This is a genomic window from Burkholderia sp. PvR073 (genome assembly GCF_054055695.1).
Window position 1 is genome coordinate 26,162 of the sequence record NZ_JBSRXO010000015.1, and the last position, 22,387, is coordinate 48,548.

Below are 22,387 nucleotides of genomic sequence, written 5' to 3' on the forward strand. Positions count from 1 at the left end.
GAGCCGGCGGCGAGCGACGACGCCGGCATGGACGATACGCGCGATCGTACCAACATTGAATGCCGGGTGGCCGGCGGGACGTCATCGAGCCGGTGCGCAAGGTGGTCACGGTTGCTTGATCCCCTCGCCATGCGCCGAGCCGCGCGCCACCGACACCGCCCGCGCCGACGCGCCGCGACAAACATTTTCTTTACCCCACGGACACTTTATCTCGCTTGTCGGGCCGCAGCGCCGTGCCAAAAATGGCACTCACGTTGCGGCGTCGCCGCACGTGACGAACCGGCGCCGGACCCGCGCCCCTTGCCATTCCGGCAAGCGCGGGCCCGGCGCGCCGAACAAGGAGATTCAGATGTTCTATCTGCAGATCACGCTCAGGATCGCGGCGGCCAACCGCGCGGCGGCCGCACGCGTCTACCAGGAATACAAGGCGCCGTTCCTCAACACGATCGCGGGCGCGCGGTCGAAGGAACTGCTGGTGCGCGACGAGGACGTGCAGGTCCTGCACGGGTTCGACAGCGAGGCCAACGCGCTCGGCTACCTGTCGAGCGACCTGTTCGAAACGGACGTGGTCGGCGCGCTCAAGCCGCTGCTCGACGCCGCGCCGGACGTGCGCGTCTATCAGGTCGCATAACGCGACGCCCGCATCCCACGCGCCGCCGTGACCGGTTCCGCTCAGCCGGAGCCGGCCATCGCGGCGCACGACCCAAGCATGATAGTCAACGCAGATTTTTCACGCCGCGTCGCCGTTCGCGCCGACGAATACCGGTGGATCGCCTCCCCGCAGACGGGTGTCGAACGCATGATGCTGGACCGCACGGGCGGAGAACAGGCGCGCGCGACGAGCGTCGTGCGCTATGCACGCGGCGCGTCCTTCCCGCGTCACGCACATCCAGGCGGCGAGGAGATCCTGGTCCTGTCCGGCGTCCTTTCGGAAGGCGACCGGCACTACCCGGCCGGCTGGTACCTGCGCAATCCGCCCGGCTCGTTCCATCAGCCGTCGAGCGCCGGCGGCGCAGTCATTTTCGTCAAGCTGCGGCAGATGACGTCGGACGAAACCCGGCCGACTCGCGTGGACACGCGCGCGCCGTCGTCGTGGCATCGCACGGGCCTTCGACTGGTCTGCCCGCTGTTCGAAAGCGGCGCGGAAACGGTCGCGCTGCATCGCCTCGCGCCCGGCGAACCGCTGTTCCGCAATGCCGCCGCGCACGGCGTCGAGCTGTTCGTGCTGGCCGGCGTGCTCGCGACGCCTCGGTGCACGCAGGTGCGCGGCGCATGGATGCGCTTCCCGGCCGGCACGACGCCGGAGATCGTCGCCGGCGAGTCCGGCGCGACCGCCTACCTGAAGACGGGCCACCTGACCCATCTGGAAACGGGAGCCTGACCATGCCGACACCACGCATCGCCATCGTCGGCGGCGGACTGAGCGGACTCTACGCCGCCTACCTGCTCGAGCAGCGCGGCATCCGGGATTACGTGCTGTTCGAGGCACGGGAGACGCCGGGCGGGCGCATTGCGTCCGTCGCATCGCCTGCGCCATCGAGCGGCGGCACGGCGGGCCGGAGCGATTCGGTCGACCGGTTCGACCTCGGCGCGACCTGGTTCTGGCCCGAGGTTCAGCCGCAGCTCGACGCACTCGTGCGCGAACTCGGCCTTCGGACGGTCGAGCAACCGGCCACCGGCGACATGATCGTCGAGCGATCGCGCGACGATGCGCCCGTCCGGATGCGCGGCTATGCGAACTACCCCGCGTCGATGCGGCTGGTCGGCGGCATGTCCGCGCTGGTCGATGCGCTGGCCGGCCAACTCGATCCGGCCCGCGTCCTCACCGGCGAAACGGTACGGCGGCTGCGTTGCACGGAGGCCGGCATCGGCGTCGACAGCGAAGATGCCACCGGCCGGGCGATGACGACACCCGTCACGCATGTGCTGCTGGCCGTGCCGCCGCGTCTCGCCGAGCAATGCATCGGGTTCGCGCCGGCGCTGCCCGCGCCGCTCACGCGGCAGTGGCGCGACACCGCAACGTGGATGGCGCCGCACGCGAAGTATGTCGCGCGCTATCGCACGCCGTTCTGGCGCGAGCACGGCCTATCCGGCGAAGCCCGCAGCGCATGCGGCCCGCTCGGCGAGATCCACGATGCGTCGATGGAAGGCGGCGCCGCCGCGCTGTTCGGCTTCTTCGGCATCCCGGCAAGCGTGCGCGCCCGTGTGCCGGACGACGTGCTGCGCGCGCATTGCCGCGCGCAGCTGGCGCGCCTGTTCGGTTCGCCGGCCGCGCTCCCGGAAGCCGACTTCATCAAGGACTGGTCGCGCGACGCCCATACCGCGACGCCCGACGATCGCGACGGCGACGCGGGGCATCCAACGCCGCCAGCGCCCGGCGCACCGTCCGGTCCGTGGCACGGGCGCCTGACCGGCATCGCCAGCGAATGGTCGCGCGCGTTTCCCGGCTACGTCGCCGGCGCCGTCGATGCCGCCGCGCGCGGAATCCGGTTGCTCGAATCGTTCGGCATTCACGCCATCGATATGGATAACGAACCTTCCCTTCCTGCTCCACTCCACCTGGACGACAAATCATGAATCAGACAAGCTATCGCGCGATGCAGATCGCCCGGCCGGGCGTGCTCGAACGGGTCGAACGGGCCGTCCCGACCCCGGGCCCCGGACACGTGCTGATTGCCGTCGACGCCTGCGGCATCTGCGGTGCCGATGCACGCGACATCGAACACGTCGACCCGGCTGCTTGCGGGTCGCGCATACCGGGCCACGAAGTGGTCGGACGCATCGCCGCGCTCGGCCCGGACGTGCCGCCGCTGTGGACGATCGGTCAACGCGTCGGCGTGGGCCGGCTCGGCGGCCATTGCAACGCGTGCGCCCCATGCCGGCAAGGCAACTTCCAGCTGTGCGAGAACCAGCCGGTCGTCGGCTCGACCTGCGACGGCGGCTACGCGGAAATGATGCTCGCACGCAGCACCGGCCTCGTGTCGATTCCCGACGAACTGGATGCGGAGGAAGCGGCGCCGATCCTCTGCGCCGGCATCGCCACGTTCAATGCACTCCGGAAAAGCGGCGCCGAGCCCGGCGACGTCGTCGCGATCCTCGGCATCGGCGGACTCGGGCACATGGCCGTGCAATACGCGCGCCGCATGGGCTTCAAGGTCGTCGCGATCGGTCGCGGCAGCGACATCGCCGCGGATGCGATGGCGCTCGGCGCGCACGTCTATATCGACAGCCGCGCGGAGGACGCCGCGGCGCGGCTGCGGCACCTCGGCGGCGCGCGCGCGATCGTGTCGACCGTCGCCGATGGCGACACCGTCTCCGGCCTGTTCGCCGGACTCGCGCCCCAGGGCCGCCTTGTGCTGCTGGGTGCGGGCAAGGATCCGCTATCGGTGTCGACGGGGCATCTGGTCGGTGGCGAACGCAGCATCGCGGGCTCGCTCACCGGAACGCCGTACGAAAGCGAGAAGGTGCTCGGGTTCAGCGTGTTGTCCGGCGCGCGCCCGCGGATCGAAGTGATGCCGCTCGAGCAGGCGAACGCCGCCTACCAGCGGATGCGATCGGGCAACGTCAAATTCCGCATGGTTCTGTCGATGGCGCGTACGGAACGTCCGGCCGGCTGAGCGGCTGAGCGGCTCGCGCGGGCCGCGTCATCCGGCGTCCTGACCGGCCCCGAGGCCCGCATCGCGGGCCAGTGCGAGAAAGCCCGCGATGTAGGCGATCTCCTCGTCGCCCCGCCGGACCCCGAGATTGATCTGCTTGCGGATGCCCTCGGGGCCTAGCCGCACCGTGCGCACCGGAAATGACGCGCCCTCCTCGACCACCAGCCAGTCCGGCAGCACGGCGACGCCGCGCCGCGCGGCGACGAGTTGCAGCATCAGGTCGGTCTGCTCGGCGGTCCGGTGAAACTTCGGCCGGCAGTGCCCGGGCACGAGAAAGCGCGTGTAGATGTCGAGCCGCTCCTTGCCGACCGGCACCGTGATCAACTCTTCGTCAAGCAGGTCGCGCGGCAGCGCGAACTCGCGCGCCGCCAGTGGATGCGCGTCGTGCACGACGAGCACCAGTTCGTAGTCGATGATCGGCACGAACGCGAGTTCCGGCAGGTCGACCGGATCGGGCGTGATCAGCAGGTCGATCTCGAAGCCGAGCAGCGCGGCGACGCCGTCGAAGCGGAATGCCGTACGGACGTCGTAGTCGACATCCGGCCATGCGGCGAGGTATCGCGATGTCAGGCGCGTCAGCCATTTCTGGCAGGGATGACATTCCATCCCGACGCGCAGCGCGCCGCGGCGCCCTTCCGCGAAATCGACGAGCGTGCGTTCGGCATGCTCGATCTGCGGCAGCACGCGTTCGGCGAGCGACAGCAGGTACTCGCCGGCCTGCGTGAACCGCAGGCCGCGCCCGTTCTTCGTCCAGAGCTTGACGCCATGTCGCTCCTCGAACTTGCGGACCATGTGCGACAGCGCCGATTGCGTCACGTTCAGCCGCTCCGCCGCGGCCGTCACACTGCCCAGCCGCTCGACTTCCATCAGGATCGACAGGTACTGAAGGTCTAGCATGCGCGGTCTCCGTTCGTTGCACGCGGCGGCGTCATGCCGCGCTCCGGGTGTGCCGCGCGGCGCTCGACATCAACGCGAACGACGCCAGCCCGAACAGCGGCCCGGGCACCAGCAGCCACATCGCATCGAGCCCGACGCGCTCGAGCAGCGTCGTCGTCGCGGCGATCGACACGACCGTGACCGCGAACCCGATGGAGTTCTGGATCGCGAGCGCGCTGCCGACCAGCGCCGGCGGGCACGCATTCGCGGCGAGCGCCGAGAATTGCGGCGAATCCGCGACGACCGACGCGCCCCAGACGATCAGCAGGATCACCATGGCCGCGGGCGGAAGAAAACGCCACGTCGCTGCGAACGTGAGCGCGCAGAGACCGGACACGGTCAGCGCGCCGATGGCCACTTTCGCGCTGCCGATGCGCGCGGACAGGCTGCCGCCGATCAGCGAGCCGAGCGCGCCGACACCGATCACGCCGAACGCGACGCCGGAAACGCCGGCGTGCGCGACATGCGACGCGATCGACGTGCGCGCGACAAGCAGCGGCACGATGGTCCAGAACGTGTAGAGCTCCCACATGTGGCCGAAGTACCCGAACGTCGCCGCGCGAAAGGCGCGGATCCGGAATGCCTGCGCGACCGACGGCGACGGATCCGTTGCGGCGCGCCCGTCGGCGCACGGCGTGCGACGCCGCGTACGCGCATGCGGGCCGTCGCCGAGCGTGGCGATCACGCCGGCGCCGATCAGCGCGAGGACGGACGACGCGGTGATCACCCATTGCCACGGCAGACCGGTGCCGACGACGCGCATCGCATGCGGCAGCGCGGTGCCGAGCGTGAGCATCGCAACCAGTTGCGCGAGTGCCGGCCCGGCCCGATCGGGCACCCAGCCGACGATCAGCTTCATGCCCATCGGATAGATGCCCGCCAGGCATACGCCGACGCCGAACCGGAACACGGCGCCCGAAACCAGGCCGCCGGACAGCCACGCGAAGGCGACGTTGAACACCGCGCCGACGATCGCGCTGCACACGAAGATCCGGCTCGCCGGAAAGCGGTCGGCCGCCCCGCTCAACGCGATCGTCAGCGTGCCGAGAATGAAGCCGAGCTGCACCGCGTTGGTCAGCCAGCCGATGTCGGCCGCGCTCGCATGCCACACGCGCATCAGATCCGCGGCGGCGCTGTTCGCGCTGAACCAGAGCGCCGTGCCGAACAGCTGCGCGATCGAAATCGCCGCGACCGGCCCGATTCCGCCGACGAGCCCTCTGCGCGGCGCGGCATGCTTCACCGTATCACCAGAATTCATTGCACTTCCTTGACCGCGCATCGGGCCAGGTACGGCGGCGGACGTTCGCCATCCCGCCGTACCTTTCGGCATGAATGCATCACCGGAAAATTGATAAGTAAAACTATTTAATTCGACCCGACTGGCGCCCTGCTTTCGCCGTGCGGTGTCAGCTGGCGCGCGAAGTCGATCCGGAATCCGACGCAGGCGGCCGCGTCAGGCGCCGCCGAGCTGGCCGAGCCAGCGCGTGTCGCGCGGCGACGGGCGGCGCCACAGCCGCTCGGCAAGAAGCGCGCGGGCCTTCTCCACGTTGCCGCTTCGCATCCATGCGACCAGCAGCGTGTCCTGCACGATCTCGCGTTGCGCGCCGCTGCCGCCGATCCGCACGACGTCGTGCGCGACGGGCTCGAGCAGCTCCGCGCAGCGCGCGGGCTGCTCCTCCGCGAACGCGAGCGCGGCCCGGCAAATCGCGGGGACGACCGGGCCGGCCGGGAGCGTCGCGGCATCGACGAGCGTCGTCAATGCGTCCACGCGTCGCTCGAGCGCCGCCTTGTCGCCGACGGCGGCGGCAATGAGCGCCATGTGCACGTCCGCGAACGCAAAGCCGGCCTGCGGGAAATAGCCCGACGCATATCGCGCCGCGTCGCCCCACATCCCGTCAGGCACGGTGTGGCCGTATGCCTGCATGCGCCACAGGAACGACGCCGTATCGCTGACCACGTTGATCGGCACGCCCAGCGACACCGACGGCGCGACGTGGGCGCGGTAGATCGCCAGCGCGCCGTCCGTATCGCCGCGCTCCAGTGCGATCAGCGCGGCATGCCACGCGATGTGGCCGTGCAGCACGCCGCTGCGGTCGTATTCGGGCAGCCAGCCGGCAATCATTGCCTGCGCGTCGTCGTTCGCGCCGGATTCGTACAGCACGTGCGCCACCGCATGCGCGGCGTTCACGTTGTGGCGCCGCAGTTCGAGCGCGCGTTCGGTCAGCGCGCGCCCGAGCCGCACGTCGCCGTTCTCGCCATGTGCCCAGCCGCGATAGGTGAGAAACCACCAGTCGTCCGCGTCGAAGTGGCGCGCATGGCGTTCGCACAGATCCACCCGCGCCTGGTCATGGTCGGCCATGCCGGAGAACGCGAACAGGCCGAACGCGCCGAGCGGCAGCGACAGGATCAGGATGTCGCGCGGCCACGTGTCCGCATGCGCGAGCGCGGCAGCGAGCGCTTTCGCCGACTGGCCGTTGATCGCGAGCGACAGTATCGCGACATGGCTGCGCTCGCGCTCGGTGCCGTTGCGCTCGACGAGTTCGAGCGCCGTGGCGATCTTAGCCCGTGCGTCCGTGACTTCCGCACGAATCGCATGCAGGCGGGCTCGCGCGGCATGCGCGAGCGCGAAGTCGGGATCGGCCGCGATCGCCGCATCCAGCGTTTCGGCGGCACCCGGCCACAGCGACAGCAGCAGATCGATGCCCGTACGATAGCGCTCGGCCGCGAGGTCGGAAGTCGTCGAGAGAGGCAGGCTGTAGCGGTCGTGACGGGCCATGAAGCAGATTACTCCGGTGGAATTCGAGGGCGCCGGGCGGCGGTGCGGGGTTGCCGATCCCGTGCGACGGAACGGCAACCAGGCACATTAGACCAATTTTCCCGATGTCGGTATTTCGATTGATTGCCAACGTATATAGAATATCTGCCAATCGGAGGACGACCATGACGTGGGAGACAATCGAGCCGCCGGCAGGCGTGGCGCCCCCTGCGCCGCTCAAGGTGCGGGCACAGGCCATCCCGCCGCGGCACGGCTTTGCCGAGCATGCGCATCGCTGGCACCAGGTGGTCTATGCGATTTCCGGCGCGCTCACGGTCATCGTCGAAGGCAAGTCGTTCGTCATTTCGCCGGAGCAGGCGGTATGGCTGCCGAGCGGCCTGCGCCATCGCGTCGGCTCGCTGCTCGGCGCCGAATTCCGCAGCCTGTGGATCGCGGAGGCGATCGGACAGGCGTTGCCGACCGAGCACCCGACCGTGTTCGCGGTTTCCCCGCTGTTGAAGGCGCTCGTCATCGAGGCAACCGCGATCGACGGCCAGACCGATCGCGACGGCTATGCGGGCCGCATCACCCACCTGATCCTCGACCAGTTGCGCCGCGCGCGGACACTGCCGGCGGCGTTGCCCTGGCCGCAGGGCGGCGCGCTCGCCACGCTGTGCGAGGCGCTCTACACCGACCCCGCCGACCCGCGCGGGCCGGAGGAATGGGGGCGGATGCTCGGCATGTCGGCCCGCACGCTGGCGCGCCGCTTCGTGGCCGAGACGGGCATGAGCCTGCGCAGCTGGCGCCGGCGCATGCGGCTGTTCCGCGCGATCGAACTGCTGGGCGGCGGCCTCGGCGTCACGCGCACCGCGATGGAACTCGGCTATGGCTCGACGTCCGCGTTCGTCTACGCGTTCCGCATCGAGCTCGGCAGCAGCCCGCAGGCCTACATGCGAGGACGCGCGGACGAAGCGGGCATGCACGGGCCGCTACTCTCGACGGAATCCGCCGGCGTGCCGGACACCTACTGATGCGCACGCCTCACGCGCACCGCTACGTCGCGGCCTGCGCCAGCAACCAGTCGCGAAACGCCGCGAGCTTCGCCATGCCCGCGCACTCGGGGCGGTAGACGACGTAGTACGCGAGCGGCGACGCGAAATCGATGTCCGGAAACAGCCGCACGAGGCGCCCCGCCGCGACGTCGTCGCGGGCCATCACGCTGCGTGCGAGCGCGACGCCGTGCCCATCGATCGCCGCCTGCAGCACGGCCGCCGAGTTGTTGATCTGCATGCCGCGCGACACGTCGACATCCTTGACGCCCGCCCGCTGCAGCCACGTATCCCACGCGGGAAAACCGGTCTGGGTGTCCATCGACAGATCGTGGATCAGCGTTTCCCGCGCGAGGTCGGCCGGCCGCCGCAAGCGGCGCCGTTCTCCGGCCAGCTTCGGCGAGCACACCGGATAGACCTCCTCGTCCATCAGCTTGTCGGCCGCGAGCCCCGCCCAGTGCCCGGTGCCGTAGCGCACGCCGATGTCGATCCGCTGCGCGACGAAATCCACCGGTTTCAGATTGGTGTCGAGCCGCACGTCGGTGTCGGGCCAGCCGGCCTGGAAGCTCTCGATGCGCGGCAACAGCCATTTCGCGGCAAAGGCCGGACTGACGGCCACCGTCAGCACGCCGCTCGCAGAACCCTCCTTGAGCACCTCCAGCCCCAGCGCGAGCGTGTCGAAGCCAGTTCGGATGTGCGGCAGCGCGCGCTCGGCGGATTCGGTCGGCACGAGCCGGATCCGGCCGCTCGTGCCGCGATGGAACAGCGGCGTGCCGAGCCACTCCTCCAGCGTCCGCACCAACTGGCCGACCGCCGCCGGCGTGACGTGCAGTTCGGCGGCCGCCGCGGAAAAGCTCTGGTGGCGGGCACTCGCCTCGAATGCGCGCAGCGCGTTGAGATGGACCGGTGATTTCATCGATGTAAAGATTTTCTTTCGTTGCCGAACACTTTATCTCGTTTGTCCAGAGAACTGAATAGGCGAAAAATCCGTATCAGATCGAAGGCTGACGCGATTCCCGCACCACGGCTCACAGGTCCCGCTTGATATCGGGACAGATGGTTTTTCTATCAGCTGACTTCCTCCGATCGCCAAGCATGGCGTGTACGCGAACGACTTCGTCGCGCGCTGCCGTTCTTCAACCTACGCCTGTCGATCGACGGGCGGACACGGAGTTTTTCAACATGAGCAACGCATTCAACGGCAGGAAGCTGCTGGTCGTCGGCGGCACCAGCGGCATGGGGCTGCAGACGGCACGGACGATTCTCGCCGCGGGCGGCAGCGCGGTGATCGTCGGCAATCGCCCGGCGAAGACCGAGGAAGCGCGCAAGGAACTGGCGTCGCTCGGCGACGTACACGCGCTGACCGCGGACCTCTCGGACGACGCCGGCCTGGCCGCCCTGCTCGCACGCATCGACGCGGAGCATGCGGACGTCGACCTGCTGGTCAACGCGGCCGGCGTGTTCTTCCCGAAGCCGTTCCTTGAACACCAGGAAGCCGACTACGACCAGTACATGAAGCTGAACAAGGCGACCTTCTTCATCACGCAAAAGGTCGCGACCAACCTGGTGGCGAAGGGCCGCCCCGGCGCGATCGTCAATATCGGTTCGATGTGGGCGAAACAGGCGATCGCCGCGACGCCGTCGTCCGCGTATTCGATGGCCAAGGCCGGCCTTCATTCGCTGACGCAGCACCTCGCGATGGAATTGGCGCCGAAGGGCATTCGCGTCAACGCGGTTTCGCCGGCGGTGGTGCAGACGCCGATCTACGAAGGCTTCATTCCGAAGGCCGACGTGCACGCGGCGCTGCAGGGCTTCAACGGCTTCCATCCGATCGGCCGCGTCGGCACCCCGGAGGACGTCGCCGAAGTCGTCGCGTTCCTGCTGTCGGACAAGGCGGGCTGGGTCACGGGCGCGATCTGGGACGTGGACGGCGGCGTGATGGCCGGCCGCAACTGACCCGCGCAGCCGATCACGCCGGCGGCCAGCCGCCGCCGGGAATTCCCTACTGAACAGGTGCAACAATCATGATGCAAGACTGGAACCTCTACCGCGAAGCGCTGCTGCAGCGCGTCGGTGACTATGCAAAACAGAGCGGAGACGTGATGCGCGGCCTCGCGACGATCGAGAACGCGGCAATCAAGACCGGCCAGCTCGAGCCGAAGATTCACGAACTGATCGCGCTGGCGGTGGCCGTCACCACCCGCTGCGACGGCTGCATCTCCGTGCACACGAAGAAGGCCGTCGAGCATGGCGCGACGCTCGCCGAAATCTCCGAAGCGCTGGGCGTCGCCATCTCGCTGAACGCAGGCGCCGCGCTGACTTACTCGGCACGCGTGCTCGAAGCGCACGCGCAACTGCCGACCCCCTGAGTCGACCGCGGTCGCGATGAAGCGGGCAGCCCCGATGGTTCGGGGCTGCCCGCGCGCGGCGCACCGGCAGACCGACGTCCGTCAGGCCGGCACGTCCGTCGGATCGCGCGCCGCATCGCGCAACCCGTCGCGTGCGCTCTCGTGCCGCGTGTGGATCCTGTACGCGACGAACACCACGCCGACCCACACCGCCGAGACGATCAGCGACATCCGCATGTCCGGCAGGATCGCGATGCAGATCATGACCGCCGCGACGAACAGCAGCGCCAGGTAGTTGCTGTACGGATAGAACGGCATCCGGTACGCGATCTTGTCCGCGTCGCCATTGCGCATCCGGATCTTGCGGAACTTCAGGTGGCTGATCACGATGGAGCCCCACGCACACACCAGCGCGAACACCGTCACCGACGAGAACAGCTCGAATGCCTGCTCCGGCATGATGTAGTTCAGCAGCACGCCCGCGAACATCGTTGCGAACACCATCAGGATCGCGCGATGCGGCACCTTGCGGTGGTTGACCACGCCGAGGAATGCCGGCGCATTCTTCTGCAGCGACAGGTTGTAGAACGTGCGGCTGTTCGTGAACACGCTTGCGTTCACGGCCGACAGCACGGCCATGATCACGACGAGATTCATGACGCTCGCCGCCGCCGGAATACCGATCTTCGTGAACACGTCGACGAACGGGCTGCCCCTGGTCGTCAGCGACGTCCACGGAAACACCATCAGCAGCACTGCGATCGCGCCGACATAGAAAATCAGCAGGCGCCAGAACGTCGAGTTGACGGCCTTCGGCATCGTCGTCTTCACATCCTTCGCTTCGCCGGCCGCCAGCCCGAGATTCTCTACTCCGCCGAACGAGAACGCGACCATCACGATCGCCAGGAACGTGCCGCCCAATCCCTTCGCGAAGAAGCCGCCGTGCGCGACGAGGTTGTGATAACCGATCGGCACGCCGTTGTTGCCGAAGCCGAACAGGATCATGCCGGCGCCGAACAGGATCATCGCGACGATCGCCACCACCTTCACCAGCGCGAACCAGAACTCCGCCTCGCCGTATATCTTGACGCCGATGATGTTGACGCAGAACATCAACGAGACCGCCGCACCCGCCGTCACCCAGATCGGAATCGCCGGGAACCAGAAATGCACGTAGTTCCCCAGCGCGTTCAGGTCCGCGGCACTCGTCGCAAGCAGGAAGATGAAGGCGTTCCACCCGTTCAGGAAACCGGCGAACCGGTGCATGTAGCGGTTCGAATACGACACGTACGAGCCCGACACGGGCTCCTCGACGGCCATCTCGCCAAGCGCCCGCATCACGAAGTAGATCGCGATCGCCGCGAGCGCATAGACCAGCAGGATGGCCGGCCCGGCCGTGCGGATCGCCCACGACGAACCGTAGAACAGCCCCGTGCCGATCGCGCCGCCGATCGCGATCATCTGGATGTGCCGGTTCGATAGATCACGTTTCAGGTCTTCCCGTTCGTATGCCGGGGTCTGGTCATCTTGCTTCATGTCGCCTCCATGGGGGTTGTCGTGTATTCGTATGGAAATGTCCGGCCGATGGTCTTCATGACCACGCCGTCCGCGCGACGATGTCGCGTTGCGGATGCCGGGGACTGCGGCATGCATCCCGCTGCTTTAAAATTCGCAGTACTGATATAAATGTCCGGTTCCATCGCGATCAGCCCACTTCATCGTCACGTTTGCTGCGCGGGCCAGTCGGCCGTTATCGCGGCGCGATGCCCGTCGGCATCGCACCGGATAACCCGTGTCCCGTCAGCCGCTGTTGCGGACGTTCCCGTCGGCGCCGCCGCATGCGACGCGGTTCAAAGCGCGGCCAGCGCGTTGGCGAGGCGATCGATCGCGTCGTCGATCACGGCGCGCGGGCACCCGAGGTTCGCACGCATGTAGCCGTGCCCGTCGAGGCCGAACTTCTGTCCCTTGTCCAGCCAGATCCGGGCCTTGATCAGCATGAACCGGTTGAGCACGTCGGCGTCCATGCCGAGCCCGCGACAATCCATCCAGGACAGGTAGAGCGAGTCCGCGGGAAGGACTTCGATCCTCGACGTCATCCCGTGGATCGCATTGCGGAAATGGGCGTGGTTGTCGCGAAGGTACGGCAACAGCGCGTCGAGCCAGGGTTCGCCGTGCGTATAGGCGGCCTCCGCCGCGACCATGCCGAGCGTGTTCACCGACTGATACATGTTCCGGTCGAACTGCCGCCGCAACGCGTCGCGCACGCGGCGGTCCGGCACGAACAGGTTCGCGCTCTGCAGGCCCGGCAGGTTGAACGTCTTGCTCGGTGCCGTGCACGTGATGCTGTTGCGTGCGAACGCGTCGCCGAGCGATGCGAACGGCACATGCCGCTTCGACGGATTGAGGATCAGGTCCTGGTGAATCTCGTCCGAGATCACCAGCACGCCGCGCCGCGCGCAGATTTCGCCCATCGCGCGCAGTTCGCCTTCGCTCCACACGTTGCCGGTCGGATTGTGCGGATTGCTCAGGATGAACAGCCGCGTGTCGTCGCGGATCGCGGCCTCGAACGTCTTCTCGTTGAAACGGTAAGCCGTTCCGGCACGCTCGAGCGGCGCGAGCGCCAGCCGACGCCCGTTCAGCAGCACGTCGTCGTGGAAATGCGCATAGACCGGCGGCTGGATCAGAACGGTCTCGCCCGGCGCGGAAAACGCCTGGATGGCCGTCTTCAGCGCCGTGATGACGCCGCTCGACTGCAGCACCCATTCCGGGTCCACGTGCCATCCGAACCGCTTTGCCTGCCAGTCGACGACGGCGCGTACGTAGCTGTCGGTCGCGCCGCACGAATAACCGAAAATGCCGTATTCGACCGCGTCGTGCAGCGCATCGATGACGGGCTGCGGCGCGCGAAAATCCATGTCCGCGACCCACATCGGCAACGGATCGGCCGCGTGTTCGTCGGCGGCGAGGAGCCGCTCGCCGAACGCCCATTTCAGGGAATTGGCGTGCCTGCGCTCGACGACTTCGTCGAAGATCGACGCCGCGTTGCCGGTCGCGGCACCACGACCGGGCCATTCCAGATGTGCCTGCATGCTCGATTTCACTCGCGATAGGACGGCCCGCCGACGGCGTGGCTTCGTATGGCGACTAGAGTAGCAGCGCGAATTTCCGGGCAACAATGGTATCTTTTCATGATGCAGTGAGCGCTGCTCATGGATGGCCGCACGGTCTCCCCGCGCCGTGCTTTTCAGATCGCCAGCGCCATCAGGAAACGGGAAACCTCGTTGTACGCGGCCACCGTCGCCATCGCCTCCACGAGCCGTACCGGCAAATTCGCGCCGCTCACCGAATCCGCATGACCGGCCGGGTCATCCAACCCGCGCCGCATCGAGGAGAAGTTTGAATGTTTTCGTGGTTTGAACGGCGTTTGCCGACATTCCCGCTCGAGGATCCCGCCACGCCGCCGAAGGGGTTCTTCTCGTTCGTCTGGGCATGCACGAAAGGCGCGCGCGGCTGGATCCTGCTGATCGCGCTGACCTCCGCCGCACTCGCCGCGTACGAAGCCGCGCTGTTCGCAATGATGGGGCGCGTGGTCGACTGGCTTTCAGCCGCGACGCCGGCCGACTTCGGCGACCGCCATGTCGGCACGCTCGCCGGCTTCGCGGCGATCCTCGCGTGCAGCGCGCCGCTGATCGCGCTGCATACGATGGTCAAGCACCAGGTGCTCGCGATCAACTTCCCGATGCGGCTGCGCTGGCTGTTTCACCGGCTGATGCTCGACCAGAGCCTGTCGTTCTATGCGAACGAATTCGCGGGCCGCGTGACGACCAAGATCATGCAGACCGCGCTCGCGGTGCGCGACGCGCTGTTCATGTCGGTCGACGTCGTGATCGGCGTCGCCGCGTACCTGATCGGCATTCTCGCGCTCGCGGCCAGCTTCGACTGGCGGCTGATGATTCCGCTCGTGCTGTGGGCGCTCGGCTATGGCGCCGCCTGTGCGTTCTTCGTGCCGCGCCTCGGGCGCGTCGGCAGCCAGCAGGCGGATGCGCGCGCGCTCATGACCGGCCGCATCACCGACGCCTATTCCAACATCACGACCGTGAAGCTGTTCTCGCACACGCGCCGGGAAGCCGATCACGCGCGGCGCGCGATGGAGGCATTCAAGGCGACCGGCGACGCGCAGATGCGGCTCGTCAGCGCATTCGAGGTCGTCAACCACCTGCTGTCGACGCTGCTGCTGGTCGGCTCGAGCGGCCTCGCGCTCTACCTGTGGATGCACGGCGAGGCGAGCGCGGGCGTGGTCGCGGCGGTGATCGCGATGGCGCTGCGCCTGTCGAGCTATTCGCACTGGATCATGTGGGAGATGACCGAGCTGTTCGAGAACGTCGGCACGATCCAGGACGGCATCAATACGCTGACGAAACGGCGCAGCGTGGTCGATGCGCCGGACGCGAAGGCGCTCGCCGTGCAACGCGGCGGCATCGTGTTCGACAACGTGCGCTTCGCGCACGACGACAACGACACGCCGGTGTTCGACGGGCTGAACCTGACGATCCGGCCGGGCGAGCGGATCGGCCTGATCGGCCGCTCGGGGGCCGGCAAGTCGACGCTCGTGAACCTGCTGCTACGCTTTTACGACGTGGACGGCGGCACGATCCGGATCGACGGGCAGGACATCGCGCACGTGACGCAGGACAGCCTGCGCGCCGCGATCGGGATGGTCACGCAGGATACGTCGCTGCTACACCGGACGATGCGCGAGAACATCCTGTACGGCCGCCCCGACGCGACCGAACGCGAGATGCACGACGCAGCGGTGCGCGCGGAGGCGTCCGACTTCATCGACCTGCTGCGCGACCGGCACGGGCGCAGCGGCTACGACGTCGAGGTCGGCGAGCGCGGCGTGAAGCTGTCGGGCGGCCAGCGGCAGCGCGTCGCGATCGCGCGCGTGATGCTCAAGGACGCGCCGATCCTCGTGCTGGATGAAGCGACCAGCGCGCTCGACTCCGAAGTCGAAGTGGCGATCCAGCGCAGCCTCGACAGCCTGATGAGCGGCAAGACGGTGATCGCGATCGCGCACCGGTTGTCGACGATCGCGGCGATGGACCGGCTGATCGTGCTCGACGAAGGGCGCATCGTCGAGGAAGGCACGCACGCCGAACTGCTGCAGGCAGGCGGCATCTATGCGGCGCTGTGGGCGCACCAGAGCGGCGGGTTCCTCGGCGAGACGGCGGAAGCGGAAGGGGCGGCGCAGTAATGCGCAAGGGGCAGGCGACCGCCCGCCTGCCCCCCGCCCGCATCACAACCGCACGATCGTCGATTTGAGCTCGGTGTATTTGTCGAGCGCGTGCAGCGACTTGTCGCGACCGTTGCCCGACTGCTTGTAGCCGCCGAACGGGAAGTTCATGTCGTCGCCGCCGTCGCCGTAGCAGTTGACCCATACGGTGCCGGCACGCAGGCGCCGCGCGACCGTGTGTGCCGTCGCGAGGTCGGCCGACCACACGGCCGCCGCGAGCCCGTACTCGGTATCGTTGGCGATGCGTACGGCCGTATCGACGTCGTCGAACGCGATCACCGACAGCACCGGCCCGAAGATCTCCTCGCGCGCGATCGTCGCCTGCGCGTCGACCTCGAACACGGTCGGCTCGACATAGAACCCGCCCGTCTCCTCGCGCACGCGCGCACCGCCCGTCACGAGGCGCCCTTCCTCCCGTCCGATGCCGATGTAGCGCATCACGCGCTCGAGCTGCGCACGATCGACGATCGCGCCCATCGCCACCGCGGGATCGAGCGGATGCCCCGGTGCAAAGCGCCGCGACGCGGCGACCAGCCTGTCGACGAACGCATCCTTGATGTCGCGATGCACGAGCAGGCGCGAACCCGCCGTGCACACTTCCCCCATGTTGAAGAAGATCGCATCGGCCGCCGCCTGCGCGGCGCGATCGAGGTCCGGGCAATCGGGCAGCACGAGGTTCGGCGACTTGCCGCCCAGCTCGAGCCACACGCGCTTCAGGTTCGATTGCGCGGCGCACGCCATGATCTGCTGCCCGGTGCGCGCCGAGCCGGTGAACGCGATGCAGTCGACGTCGCGATGCAGCGCCAGCAGCCGTCCCGGCTCGGCGCCGCCGGGCACGACGCTGAACACACCGGGCGGCACACCGGCGTCGCAGGCGAGCTGCGCGACGCGGATCGCGGTCAGCGGCGACTTCTCGGACGGCTTGAGCACGACGCTGTTGCCGGCCGCGAGCGCCGGCGCGAATTTCCACGCGGCCATCAACAGCGGAAAATTCCACGGCACGACCGCCGCGACGACGCCGATCGGCTCCCGCGTGACGAGTCCGACGAGATGACGGTCGGCCGGCACGACCTCGCCGCCGACCTTGTCGATCGCCTCGGCGTACCAGTCGACGCAATGCGCGGCGGCCGGCACGTCGATGGCCGTGGTGTCGGCAATCGGCTTGCCGGTGTCGAGCGTCTCGAGCAGCGCAAGTTCGTCGCGATGCTCGCGCATCAGCGCCGCCCAGCGCTGCAGCACGGCCTTGCGGGCACGCGGATTCATGCCGGCCCACGCCTGCGCGTCGAACGCGCGGCGCGCGGCCGCCACGGCCGCATCGACGTCGTCGGCGCCGCAGTCGGCCACGTGCGCGAGCACGCGGCCGTCGATCGGACTCACGCACGCGAAGGTCGCTCCGCTGTGCGCGTGGCGCAGGTCGCCGTCGATGAACGCGCGCGCCTCGATCCGCAGCACGGCCGCGCGGGCCTGCCAGTCTTCGAATGTGGATGGATTCATGGGTGTTCCTTTCCGGTCAATGGTCGGTCATCACGATCCGGTCACCGGATCGATCGGCGTGAACGTGCCGGCGCGCGCCTCGATTGCCTCGCCGGCGGCGAGGCACAGCGCCTCCTGGAAGCGCCCGGCGACGAGTTGCACGCCCGTCGGCACGCCGTCGCGCACGCCGGTCGGCACCGACAGCCCCGGCAGCCCGAGCAGCGCGGTCGCCAGCAGCGGCCCCTGCATGGCGACGATGTGGCGCATCGCGTCATCGCCGTGTTGATCGGCATCGATCGCGAACGGCTGCGCACACGACACCGGCATCAGCAGCAGCGGGTAACGCGTGAAGAACTGCTGCCAGTCGCGCAGCAGCGCGGTCCGCCGCGCCAGGCCGTTCATGTAGCCGGCGAGATCGAGCGGCGACGCGAGGCTGCGCTGGCTCGCGAACGCGGTCCGGATCGCCGCGTCGCCGTGCTGCATGATCACGTCGCCGAGCCCGCCGCGCGCTTCGTTCGTCACGAGGTCGAGCCAGAGCGCGCACGCTTCGGCGACCCGCGGCGGTTGCGCTTCCTCGACGACGCAGCCCGCCTCTTCCAGCCAGCGCGCGGCCTGCCGGACCGCTTCGGCGACCACCGGGTCGGAGGGCACGCCCGGCAGCGCCGGACACACGGCAACCCGTACCGGGAACGTCGCGTCGCGACCGGCCGGCGCGACCGGCATCCACCACGCATCGCGCGCGTCGCCCACCGCCATCGCGTCGAGCGCGAGGCGCAGGTCGCCGATCGTGCGCGCCAGCGGCCCTTGCACGGACGCGAGCTGCACGGCGAGCGTACGGTCCTTCGATTGCGTCGGGTTGTAGGCCGGCACGCGGCCGGTGCTCGGCCGCAACCCCGCGACGCCGCATGTGTAGGCCGGGTAGCGGATCGAACCGCCGAGATCGTTGCCGTGCGCGATCGCGCCGATGCCGGCGGCGACCGCGGCGGCCGCGCCGCCGCTGGAGCCGCCCGGCGTCAGCGACGGATTCCACGGATTCGACGTGCGGCCGTGCAGGTCGTTGTCGGTGAACCACCGATACGAAAACGCCGGCGCATTGCTGCGCCCGATCACGATCGCACCGGCGTTGCGCAGGTTCGCGGTCACCGGGCTGTCTTCCTGCGCGAGCAGACCGGCAAATGCACGCACCCCGTTCGTCGTCGCGCGGCCGGCCGTGTCGACGTTGATCTTCACCGTCACCGGCACGCCGTGCAGCGGGCCGACCGGCGCGCCGCGCGCGATCGCGGCATCGGCTTCGGATGCCGCCTGCAACGCGCTGTCGGCCAGCACGTCGACGATCGCGTTGATGACGGGGTTCACCTGCTCGAGCCGCTGCAGGCAGCTGTGCACGAGTTCCGTCGACGACACGTCGCGCCGCGCGACGTACGCGGCCATCTCGGCCGCGCTCAGACGCCACAATTCCTGGGTCATGGGATGCTCCTCGTTGATGTTTCGATCGAATGGATGCAGCCTCGCGCTACGCACGCGACAGCTCGGCCTGCGGCGCATGCGACGCGTAGATCTTCCGGCACGTCTCGACGACCTCCCACGTGCCGCGAAAACCCGGCGGAATCACGAAGCGGTCGCCGGCGCGCAGCACGCGCTCGCCGCCGTGCGCATCGCGCACGATCGCGACGCCGCTCAGCATCTCGCAGTACTCCGACTCGTCGTAGTCGATCGTCCAGCGTCCGGGCGTGCATTCCCAGATTCCGCAACTGAACTGCCCGCACGGGCTGATGTAGTGATGCGACAGTGTCTGCATCGGATTGCCGTCGAGCAGCAGCCCGGCCGGCACGCGGCTTTGCGTGAGCCGGGCCGGCGCCTGCATCAGGTCGACGAGATGGGTGACGTGGGTCATGAATGCCTCCAGCGCATGAGTGAATGGTTCAAAACGATTCGTTGCCGTGCGGTCGAGCAAGCCGCGCCGCACGGGTCAAAGCAGATCCATCGTCCGGTGCCACGCCATCGCGAGCGCCAGCATCGGCGTGCGCAGCGCGCGGCCGCCCGGAAAGTCGCGATGGCGAATGCGGCCGAACAGGTCGAAACGCGCAGCCTGTGCGTCGATCGCTTCCGCGATCAGCCGCCCCGCGAGACCGGTCACGTTCACGCCGTGTCCGGAGAAGCCCTGCGCGAAATACACGGTCGGCTCGAGCCGCCCGAAATGCGGCGCGCGATTCATCGTCGCGTCGATCAGGCCGCCCCACGCGTAGTCGATCCGCACGTCGGCGAGCTGCGGAAACGTCTTCAGCATGTCGTGCCGCATCGCCTTCGCGAGATCGCGCGGGGTGCGCGTCGAGCTGCTCGCCTTGCCGCCCCACAGCAACCGGCGATCGCGCGTCAGCCGGAAATAGTCGAGCGCCGAATTGCAGTCGCTGATCGCCGCGTCGGCCGGCATCGTTTCGGCCGCGCGTGCGTCGCCGAGCGGCTCCGTCGCGATCACGTAGGTCGCCACCGGGATGATCTTGCGTGCGAGCGCCGGCGCCAGCTGCCCGAGGTACGCATTGCCGGCCAGCACGACGTAGCGGGCGTCCACGTGGCCGCGCGCGCACCTGACGCGGTGGTACGGCGCGGCGCGCTCGAGCGCGAGCGCCGGCGTGTCCTCGTGGATCGCCACGCCGGCCGCGCGCGCCGCGCGTGCGAGGCCGAGCGTGTAGTTCAGCGGATGCAGGTGGCCGCTGCCTTCATGACGCAGGCCGCCGACGTAGCGGTCCGAAGCGACGAAGCGCCGCATGTCGGCACGTTCGACGATGTCGTAGCCGCGATAGCCGAAGCGGCTCGCCGCGGTGTCGCGCCATTTGCGCAGCGCATCGATGTGGCGCCGCTTGTTCGCGGCCGTCAGATAGCCGATGGTCAGGTCGCAATCGATGCCGTGGCGCGCGACCCGCTGCCGGACGAGATCGACCGATTCGAGCCCCATCGCCCATATCTGCCGCACGTCGTCGTCCGGCAGATAGGCCGAGAACGTATCGATGTCGCACGAGTACCCGGCGATCAACTGACCGCCGTTGCGACCGCTGGCGCCCCAGCCGATCCGCGATGCCTCGACGAGCACGACCGAATGGCCGCGCTCCGCGAGATCGAGCGCCGCGCTCAGGCCGGTGAGCCCGCCGCCGATCACGCATACGTCGGCCGACACGGCGCCGTCCAGCGACGGATGGCGGGTTCGGTCGTTGGCGGTATCTGCATAGTACGACTGAATATGTTGCTGATTTTCGAACTTGAGCATGAGTGACAATCGCTAACGGCGTCGCGTCAGAACGCGTAGATGAGTTGGGTCGCGAGCAGGTCGTTCGACTTTGCATACGACCCGTCGTGACGCAGGAATACCTTGTTGCTCGCCCAGTCGTGCCGATACTCGACCTTGACCGTCACTTGCTGGGTCGGATAGAACAGCAGGTCGAATGCGGCCGCCTGCCGCGTCGCGCCCTTGCACTCGAAGCCGACGCCGCCGTTCGCCTTCGACATCGCGAGGCAGTCCGCGTCGATGCCGAAGCCGTTGTACGGATCCATCCCGTTGCCGTTCAGGCCGATCGACGATCCGCCGCCGCCGTTCCTGCGGTTGACGAGCAGGTCATAGCGCAGCGTCGCGCCCATGCGGCCGACCACCGGCACGTTGAACTTGCGATGCGCGAGCAACGACAACCCGAACCACTGCGCAAGGCCGCCGTTGAACGCGCCGTGCTGCTGCTGGCCGTAGTCGAACTCCGCGTTGTACTGCGCATCGGCGAGCGTGTAGGTCGCATCCGCTTCCGCGAAGAAGAACGTGCCGTATGCGCCAGGCGCATTGCCGCCCACGCCGTAGTGCACGTTGCCGGTGGCCGGGTCGATCGCACTCGGCAGCGTCTGGCGGCCGATGTTGATCGACCCGCCGATATCGAGCGCGCTGCCGCGCATGTAGTCGACGCGTGCGGTGAAGGTCGGCACCTTGTTGCTCGTCGTGATCGGATCGCCTAGTGCGTTCACGCCGGTCTGCGTGACCGCGCCCGCACTGCGGAACTGCTCGTTGCCGACGAAGAACTTCCACGCCCACTGCCCGCTCGGGCTCAGGTAGTTGATGCCCGCGCCGATCGACGAACCCGGATCCGAGAAGTCGTACAGCAGGTTGTGCGTGAGCGTCAGCATCTGGTTCGACTGCTGGTACTCGTAGCCGCCGAAGCCGAGCACCAGCCCGCCGATGAACGCGGTCGTGCCCGACAGCGGCACCGTGACGACGGCCGTGTTCACGATGTCGAGACCGCTCGCGCCGCTGCCCGTCATCATCGACAGGCCGGCGCCGCGGTTCGGCATCAGCGTGATTTCGGCGGACGGCGCGCTCGGCCCGACGCCGAACGTCTTCTTGATGTCGAGGAATACGTCGCCGAACGTGCTGTTGTAGTACGTGTACGCGCTCTCGTGGTTCGCGAACTGGAACGACGACGTGCCGGCGCCCCGGTTGTACACGTAGGTCGGATCGAGGTAGCCGGTCACCGATAACCCGGCGATCGGGCCGGTGCGCGCGGCGTCGGTGAGCGAGTCGACCTTCAGTTGCTGGTTCGCGACCTGTTGACGGAGCTCGGTCACGTCGTCGTTGGTCAGCACCGCGGGCGCGTGCCCGTAGCCGGATGCCGACGGGTCGGCCACGGGCGTACTCGTCGCCGCAGCCGACGAAGCCAACGAAGGCGGCGCGGCCGCCGGTTTCGCGGCGAGTTGCGATTGCAGCGCGCTCATCTGCCGCTGCAGCACGGCGAGCTGCTGTTGCAGCACCCTGATCTGCTCGGCGCTCGAACTCGCGACGGCCAACCCCGGCAACGCACCGGCAATCAGCGCGCACAGCATCTTCTTTTTCATCCAACGTCTCCTTG

At 68.3% G+C, this 22,387-nt stretch carries 20 protein-coding genes; 8 read left to right on the forward strand and 12 right to left on the reverse strand.

The genetic code is table 11. From position 1 onward, the window contains the following. The first annotated feature begins 349 nt into the window (after positions 1–349). From ACVK00_RS30775 to ACVK00_RS30790, 4 genes are all read left to right on the forward strand, one after another. Positions 350–631, forward strand: coding sequence for a hypothetical protein (locus tag ACVK00_RS30775; protein WP_228910348.1), 282 nt, complete (start codon positions 350–352; stop codon positions 629–631). A gap of 78 nt (positions 632–709) precedes the next feature. Beyond that, on the forward strand, positions 710–1,381 hold the full coding sequence (locus tag ACVK00_RS30780) for a cupin domain-containing protein (RefSeq protein WP_284901196.1): 672 nt from the start codon (positions 710–712) through the stop codon (positions 1,379–1,381). A gap of 2 nt (positions 1,382–1,383) precedes the next feature. Next, the gene (locus ACVK00_RS30785; RefSeq protein ID WP_284901194.1) at positions 1,384–2,577 is read left to right on the forward strand and encodes a flavin monoamine oxidase family protein; all 1,194 of its coding nucleotides are present in this window, start codon (positions 1,384–1,386) and stop codon (positions 2,575–2,577) included. Next, a complete protein-coding gene (locus ACVK00_RS30790) occupies positions 2,574–3,617 on the forward strand; it encodes an alcohol dehydrogenase (protein WP_354123370.1) in 1,044 nt (347 codons plus the stop codon). The genes ACVK00_RS30785 and ACVK00_RS30790 overlap by 4 nt, the downstream gene beginning before the upstream one ends. Before the next feature lie 27 nt (positions 3,618–3,644). On the opposite strand, the gene ACVK00_RS30795 is transcribed toward ACVK00_RS30790, so the two are convergent. The 3 genes from ACVK00_RS30795 to ACVK00_RS30805 all read right to left on the reverse strand — a co-directional run bounded on the left by ACVK00_RS30795 (position 3,645) and on the right by ACVK00_RS30805 (position 7,368). After that, positions 3,645–4,553 (reverse strand): LysR family transcriptional regulator, encoded by a 909-nt coding sequence (locus ACVK00_RS30795; RefSeq protein WP_284901192.1) that lies wholly within the window; start codon positions 4,551–4,553, stop codon positions 3,645–3,647. 31 nt (positions 4,554–4,584) lie between these two features. Then, positions 4,585–5,850: an MFS transporter gene (locus tag ACVK00_RS30800; RefSeq protein WP_354123371.1), complete on the reverse strand. Its 1,266-nt coding sequence runs from the start codon at positions 5,848–5,850 to the stop codon at positions 4,585–4,587. Positions 5,851–6,045: 195 nt separating this feature from the next. Continuing rightward, complete coding sequence (locus ACVK00_RS30805; protein WP_284901188.1) at positions 6,046–7,368, reverse strand: tetratricopeptide repeat protein; 1,323 nt, start codon at positions 7,366–7,368, stop codon at positions 6,046–6,048. A 164-nt stretch (positions 7,369–7,532) separates the two neighbouring features. On the opposite strand from ACVK00_RS30805, the gene ACVK00_RS30810 reads away from it, so the two are divergent. Next, positions 7,533–8,378, forward strand: coding sequence for an AraC family transcriptional regulator (locus ACVK00_RS30810; protein WP_284901186.1), 846 nt, complete (start codon positions 7,533–7,535; stop codon positions 8,376–8,378). A gap of 22 nt (positions 8,379–8,400) precedes the next feature. Here ACVK00_RS30810 and gcvA read toward each other — a convergent pair whose 3' ends face one another. Then, complete coding sequence (gcvA, locus tag ACVK00_RS30815; protein WP_284901184.1) at positions 8,401–9,312, reverse strand: transcriptional regulator GcvA; 912 nt, start codon at positions 9,310–9,312, stop codon at positions 8,401–8,403. A gap of 266 nt (positions 9,313–9,578) precedes the next feature. On the opposite strand from gcvA, the gene ACVK00_RS30820 reads away from it, so the two are divergent. Together ACVK00_RS30820 and ACVK00_RS30825 are read left to right on the forward strand one after the other, a co-directional pair. Next, positions 9,579–10,352 (forward strand): SDR family NAD(P)-dependent oxidoreductase, encoded by a 774-nt coding sequence (locus ACVK00_RS30820; RefSeq protein WP_284901183.1) that lies wholly within the window; start codon positions 9,579–9,581, stop codon positions 10,350–10,352. A 68-nt stretch (positions 10,353–10,420) separates the two neighbouring features. After that, a complete protein-coding gene (locus tag ACVK00_RS30825) occupies positions 10,421–10,765 on the forward strand; it encodes a carboxymuconolactone decarboxylase family protein (RefSeq protein ID WP_228910358.1) in 345 nt (114 codons plus the stop codon). Positions 10,766–10,846: 81 nt separating this feature from the next. Here ACVK00_RS30825 and ACVK00_RS30830 read toward each other — a convergent pair whose 3' ends face one another. From ACVK00_RS30830 to ACVK00_RS30840, 3 genes are all read right to left on the reverse strand, one after another. Then, entirely contained in the window at positions 10,847–12,280 is a 1,434-nt protein-coding gene (locus tag ACVK00_RS30830; RefSeq protein WP_284901182.1) for an amino acid permease, read from the reverse strand. A 314-nt stretch (positions 12,281–12,594) separates the two neighbouring features. Beyond that, positions 12,595–13,833 carry a MalY/PatB family protein gene (locus ACVK00_RS30835; RefSeq protein ID WP_228910956.1) on the reverse strand — a complete coding sequence of 413 codons (1,239 nt, stop codon included), beginning with the start codon at positions 13,831–13,833 and terminating at the stop codon, positions 12,595–12,597. A gap of 155 nt (positions 13,834–13,988) precedes the next feature. Next, positions 13,989–14,117 (reverse strand): hypothetical protein, encoded by a 129-nt coding sequence (locus ACVK00_RS30840; RefSeq protein WP_284901180.1) that lies wholly within the window; start codon positions 14,115–14,117, stop codon positions 13,989–13,991. Between the two features lie 27 nt (positions 14,118–14,144). Between ACVK00_RS30840 and ACVK00_RS30845 the strand changes: the two genes are divergently transcribed. Beyond that, the gene (locus tag ACVK00_RS30845) at positions 14,145–15,998 is read left to right on the forward strand and encodes an ABC transporter ATP-binding protein (RefSeq protein ID WP_354123372.1); all 1,854 of its coding nucleotides are present in this window, start codon (positions 14,145–14,147) and stop codon (positions 15,996–15,998) included. Between the two features lie 42 nt (positions 15,999–16,040). Here the strand turns inward: ACVK00_RS30845 and ACVK00_RS30850 are convergent, their stop codons facing one another. From ACVK00_RS30850 to ACVK00_RS30870, 5 genes are all read right to left on the reverse strand, one after another. Continuing rightward, positions 16,041–17,531, reverse strand: a complete 1,491-nt coding sequence (locus tag ACVK00_RS30850) for an aldehyde dehydrogenase (protein WP_284901177.1) — start codon at positions 17,529–17,531, stop codon at positions 16,041–16,043. A 30-nt stretch (positions 17,532–17,561) separates the two neighbouring features. Next, positions 17,562–18,977 carry an amidase family protein gene (locus ACVK00_RS30855; RefSeq protein ID WP_284901175.1) on the reverse strand — a complete coding sequence of 472 codons (1,416 nt, stop codon included), beginning with the start codon at positions 18,975–18,977 and terminating at the stop codon, positions 17,562–17,564. A gap of 46 nt (positions 18,978–19,023) precedes the next feature. Next, a complete protein-coding gene (locus ACVK00_RS30860; protein WP_284901174.1) occupies positions 19,024–19,404 on the reverse strand; it encodes a cupin domain-containing protein in 381 nt (126 codons plus the stop codon). A 75-nt stretch (positions 19,405–19,479) separates the two neighbouring features. Further along, complete coding sequence (locus tag ACVK00_RS30865) at positions 19,480–20,772, reverse strand: NAD(P)/FAD-dependent oxidoreductase (protein ID WP_284901172.1); 1,293 nt, start codon at positions 20,770–20,772, stop codon at positions 19,480–19,482. Between the two features lie 26 nt (positions 20,773–20,798). Further along, positions 20,799–22,373 carry a DUF3138 family protein gene (locus tag ACVK00_RS30870; protein ID WP_284901170.1) on the reverse strand — a complete coding sequence of 525 codons (1,575 nt, stop codon included), beginning with the start codon at positions 22,371–22,373 and terminating at the stop codon, positions 20,799–20,801. Positions 22,374–22,387 lie beyond the last annotated feature (14 nt).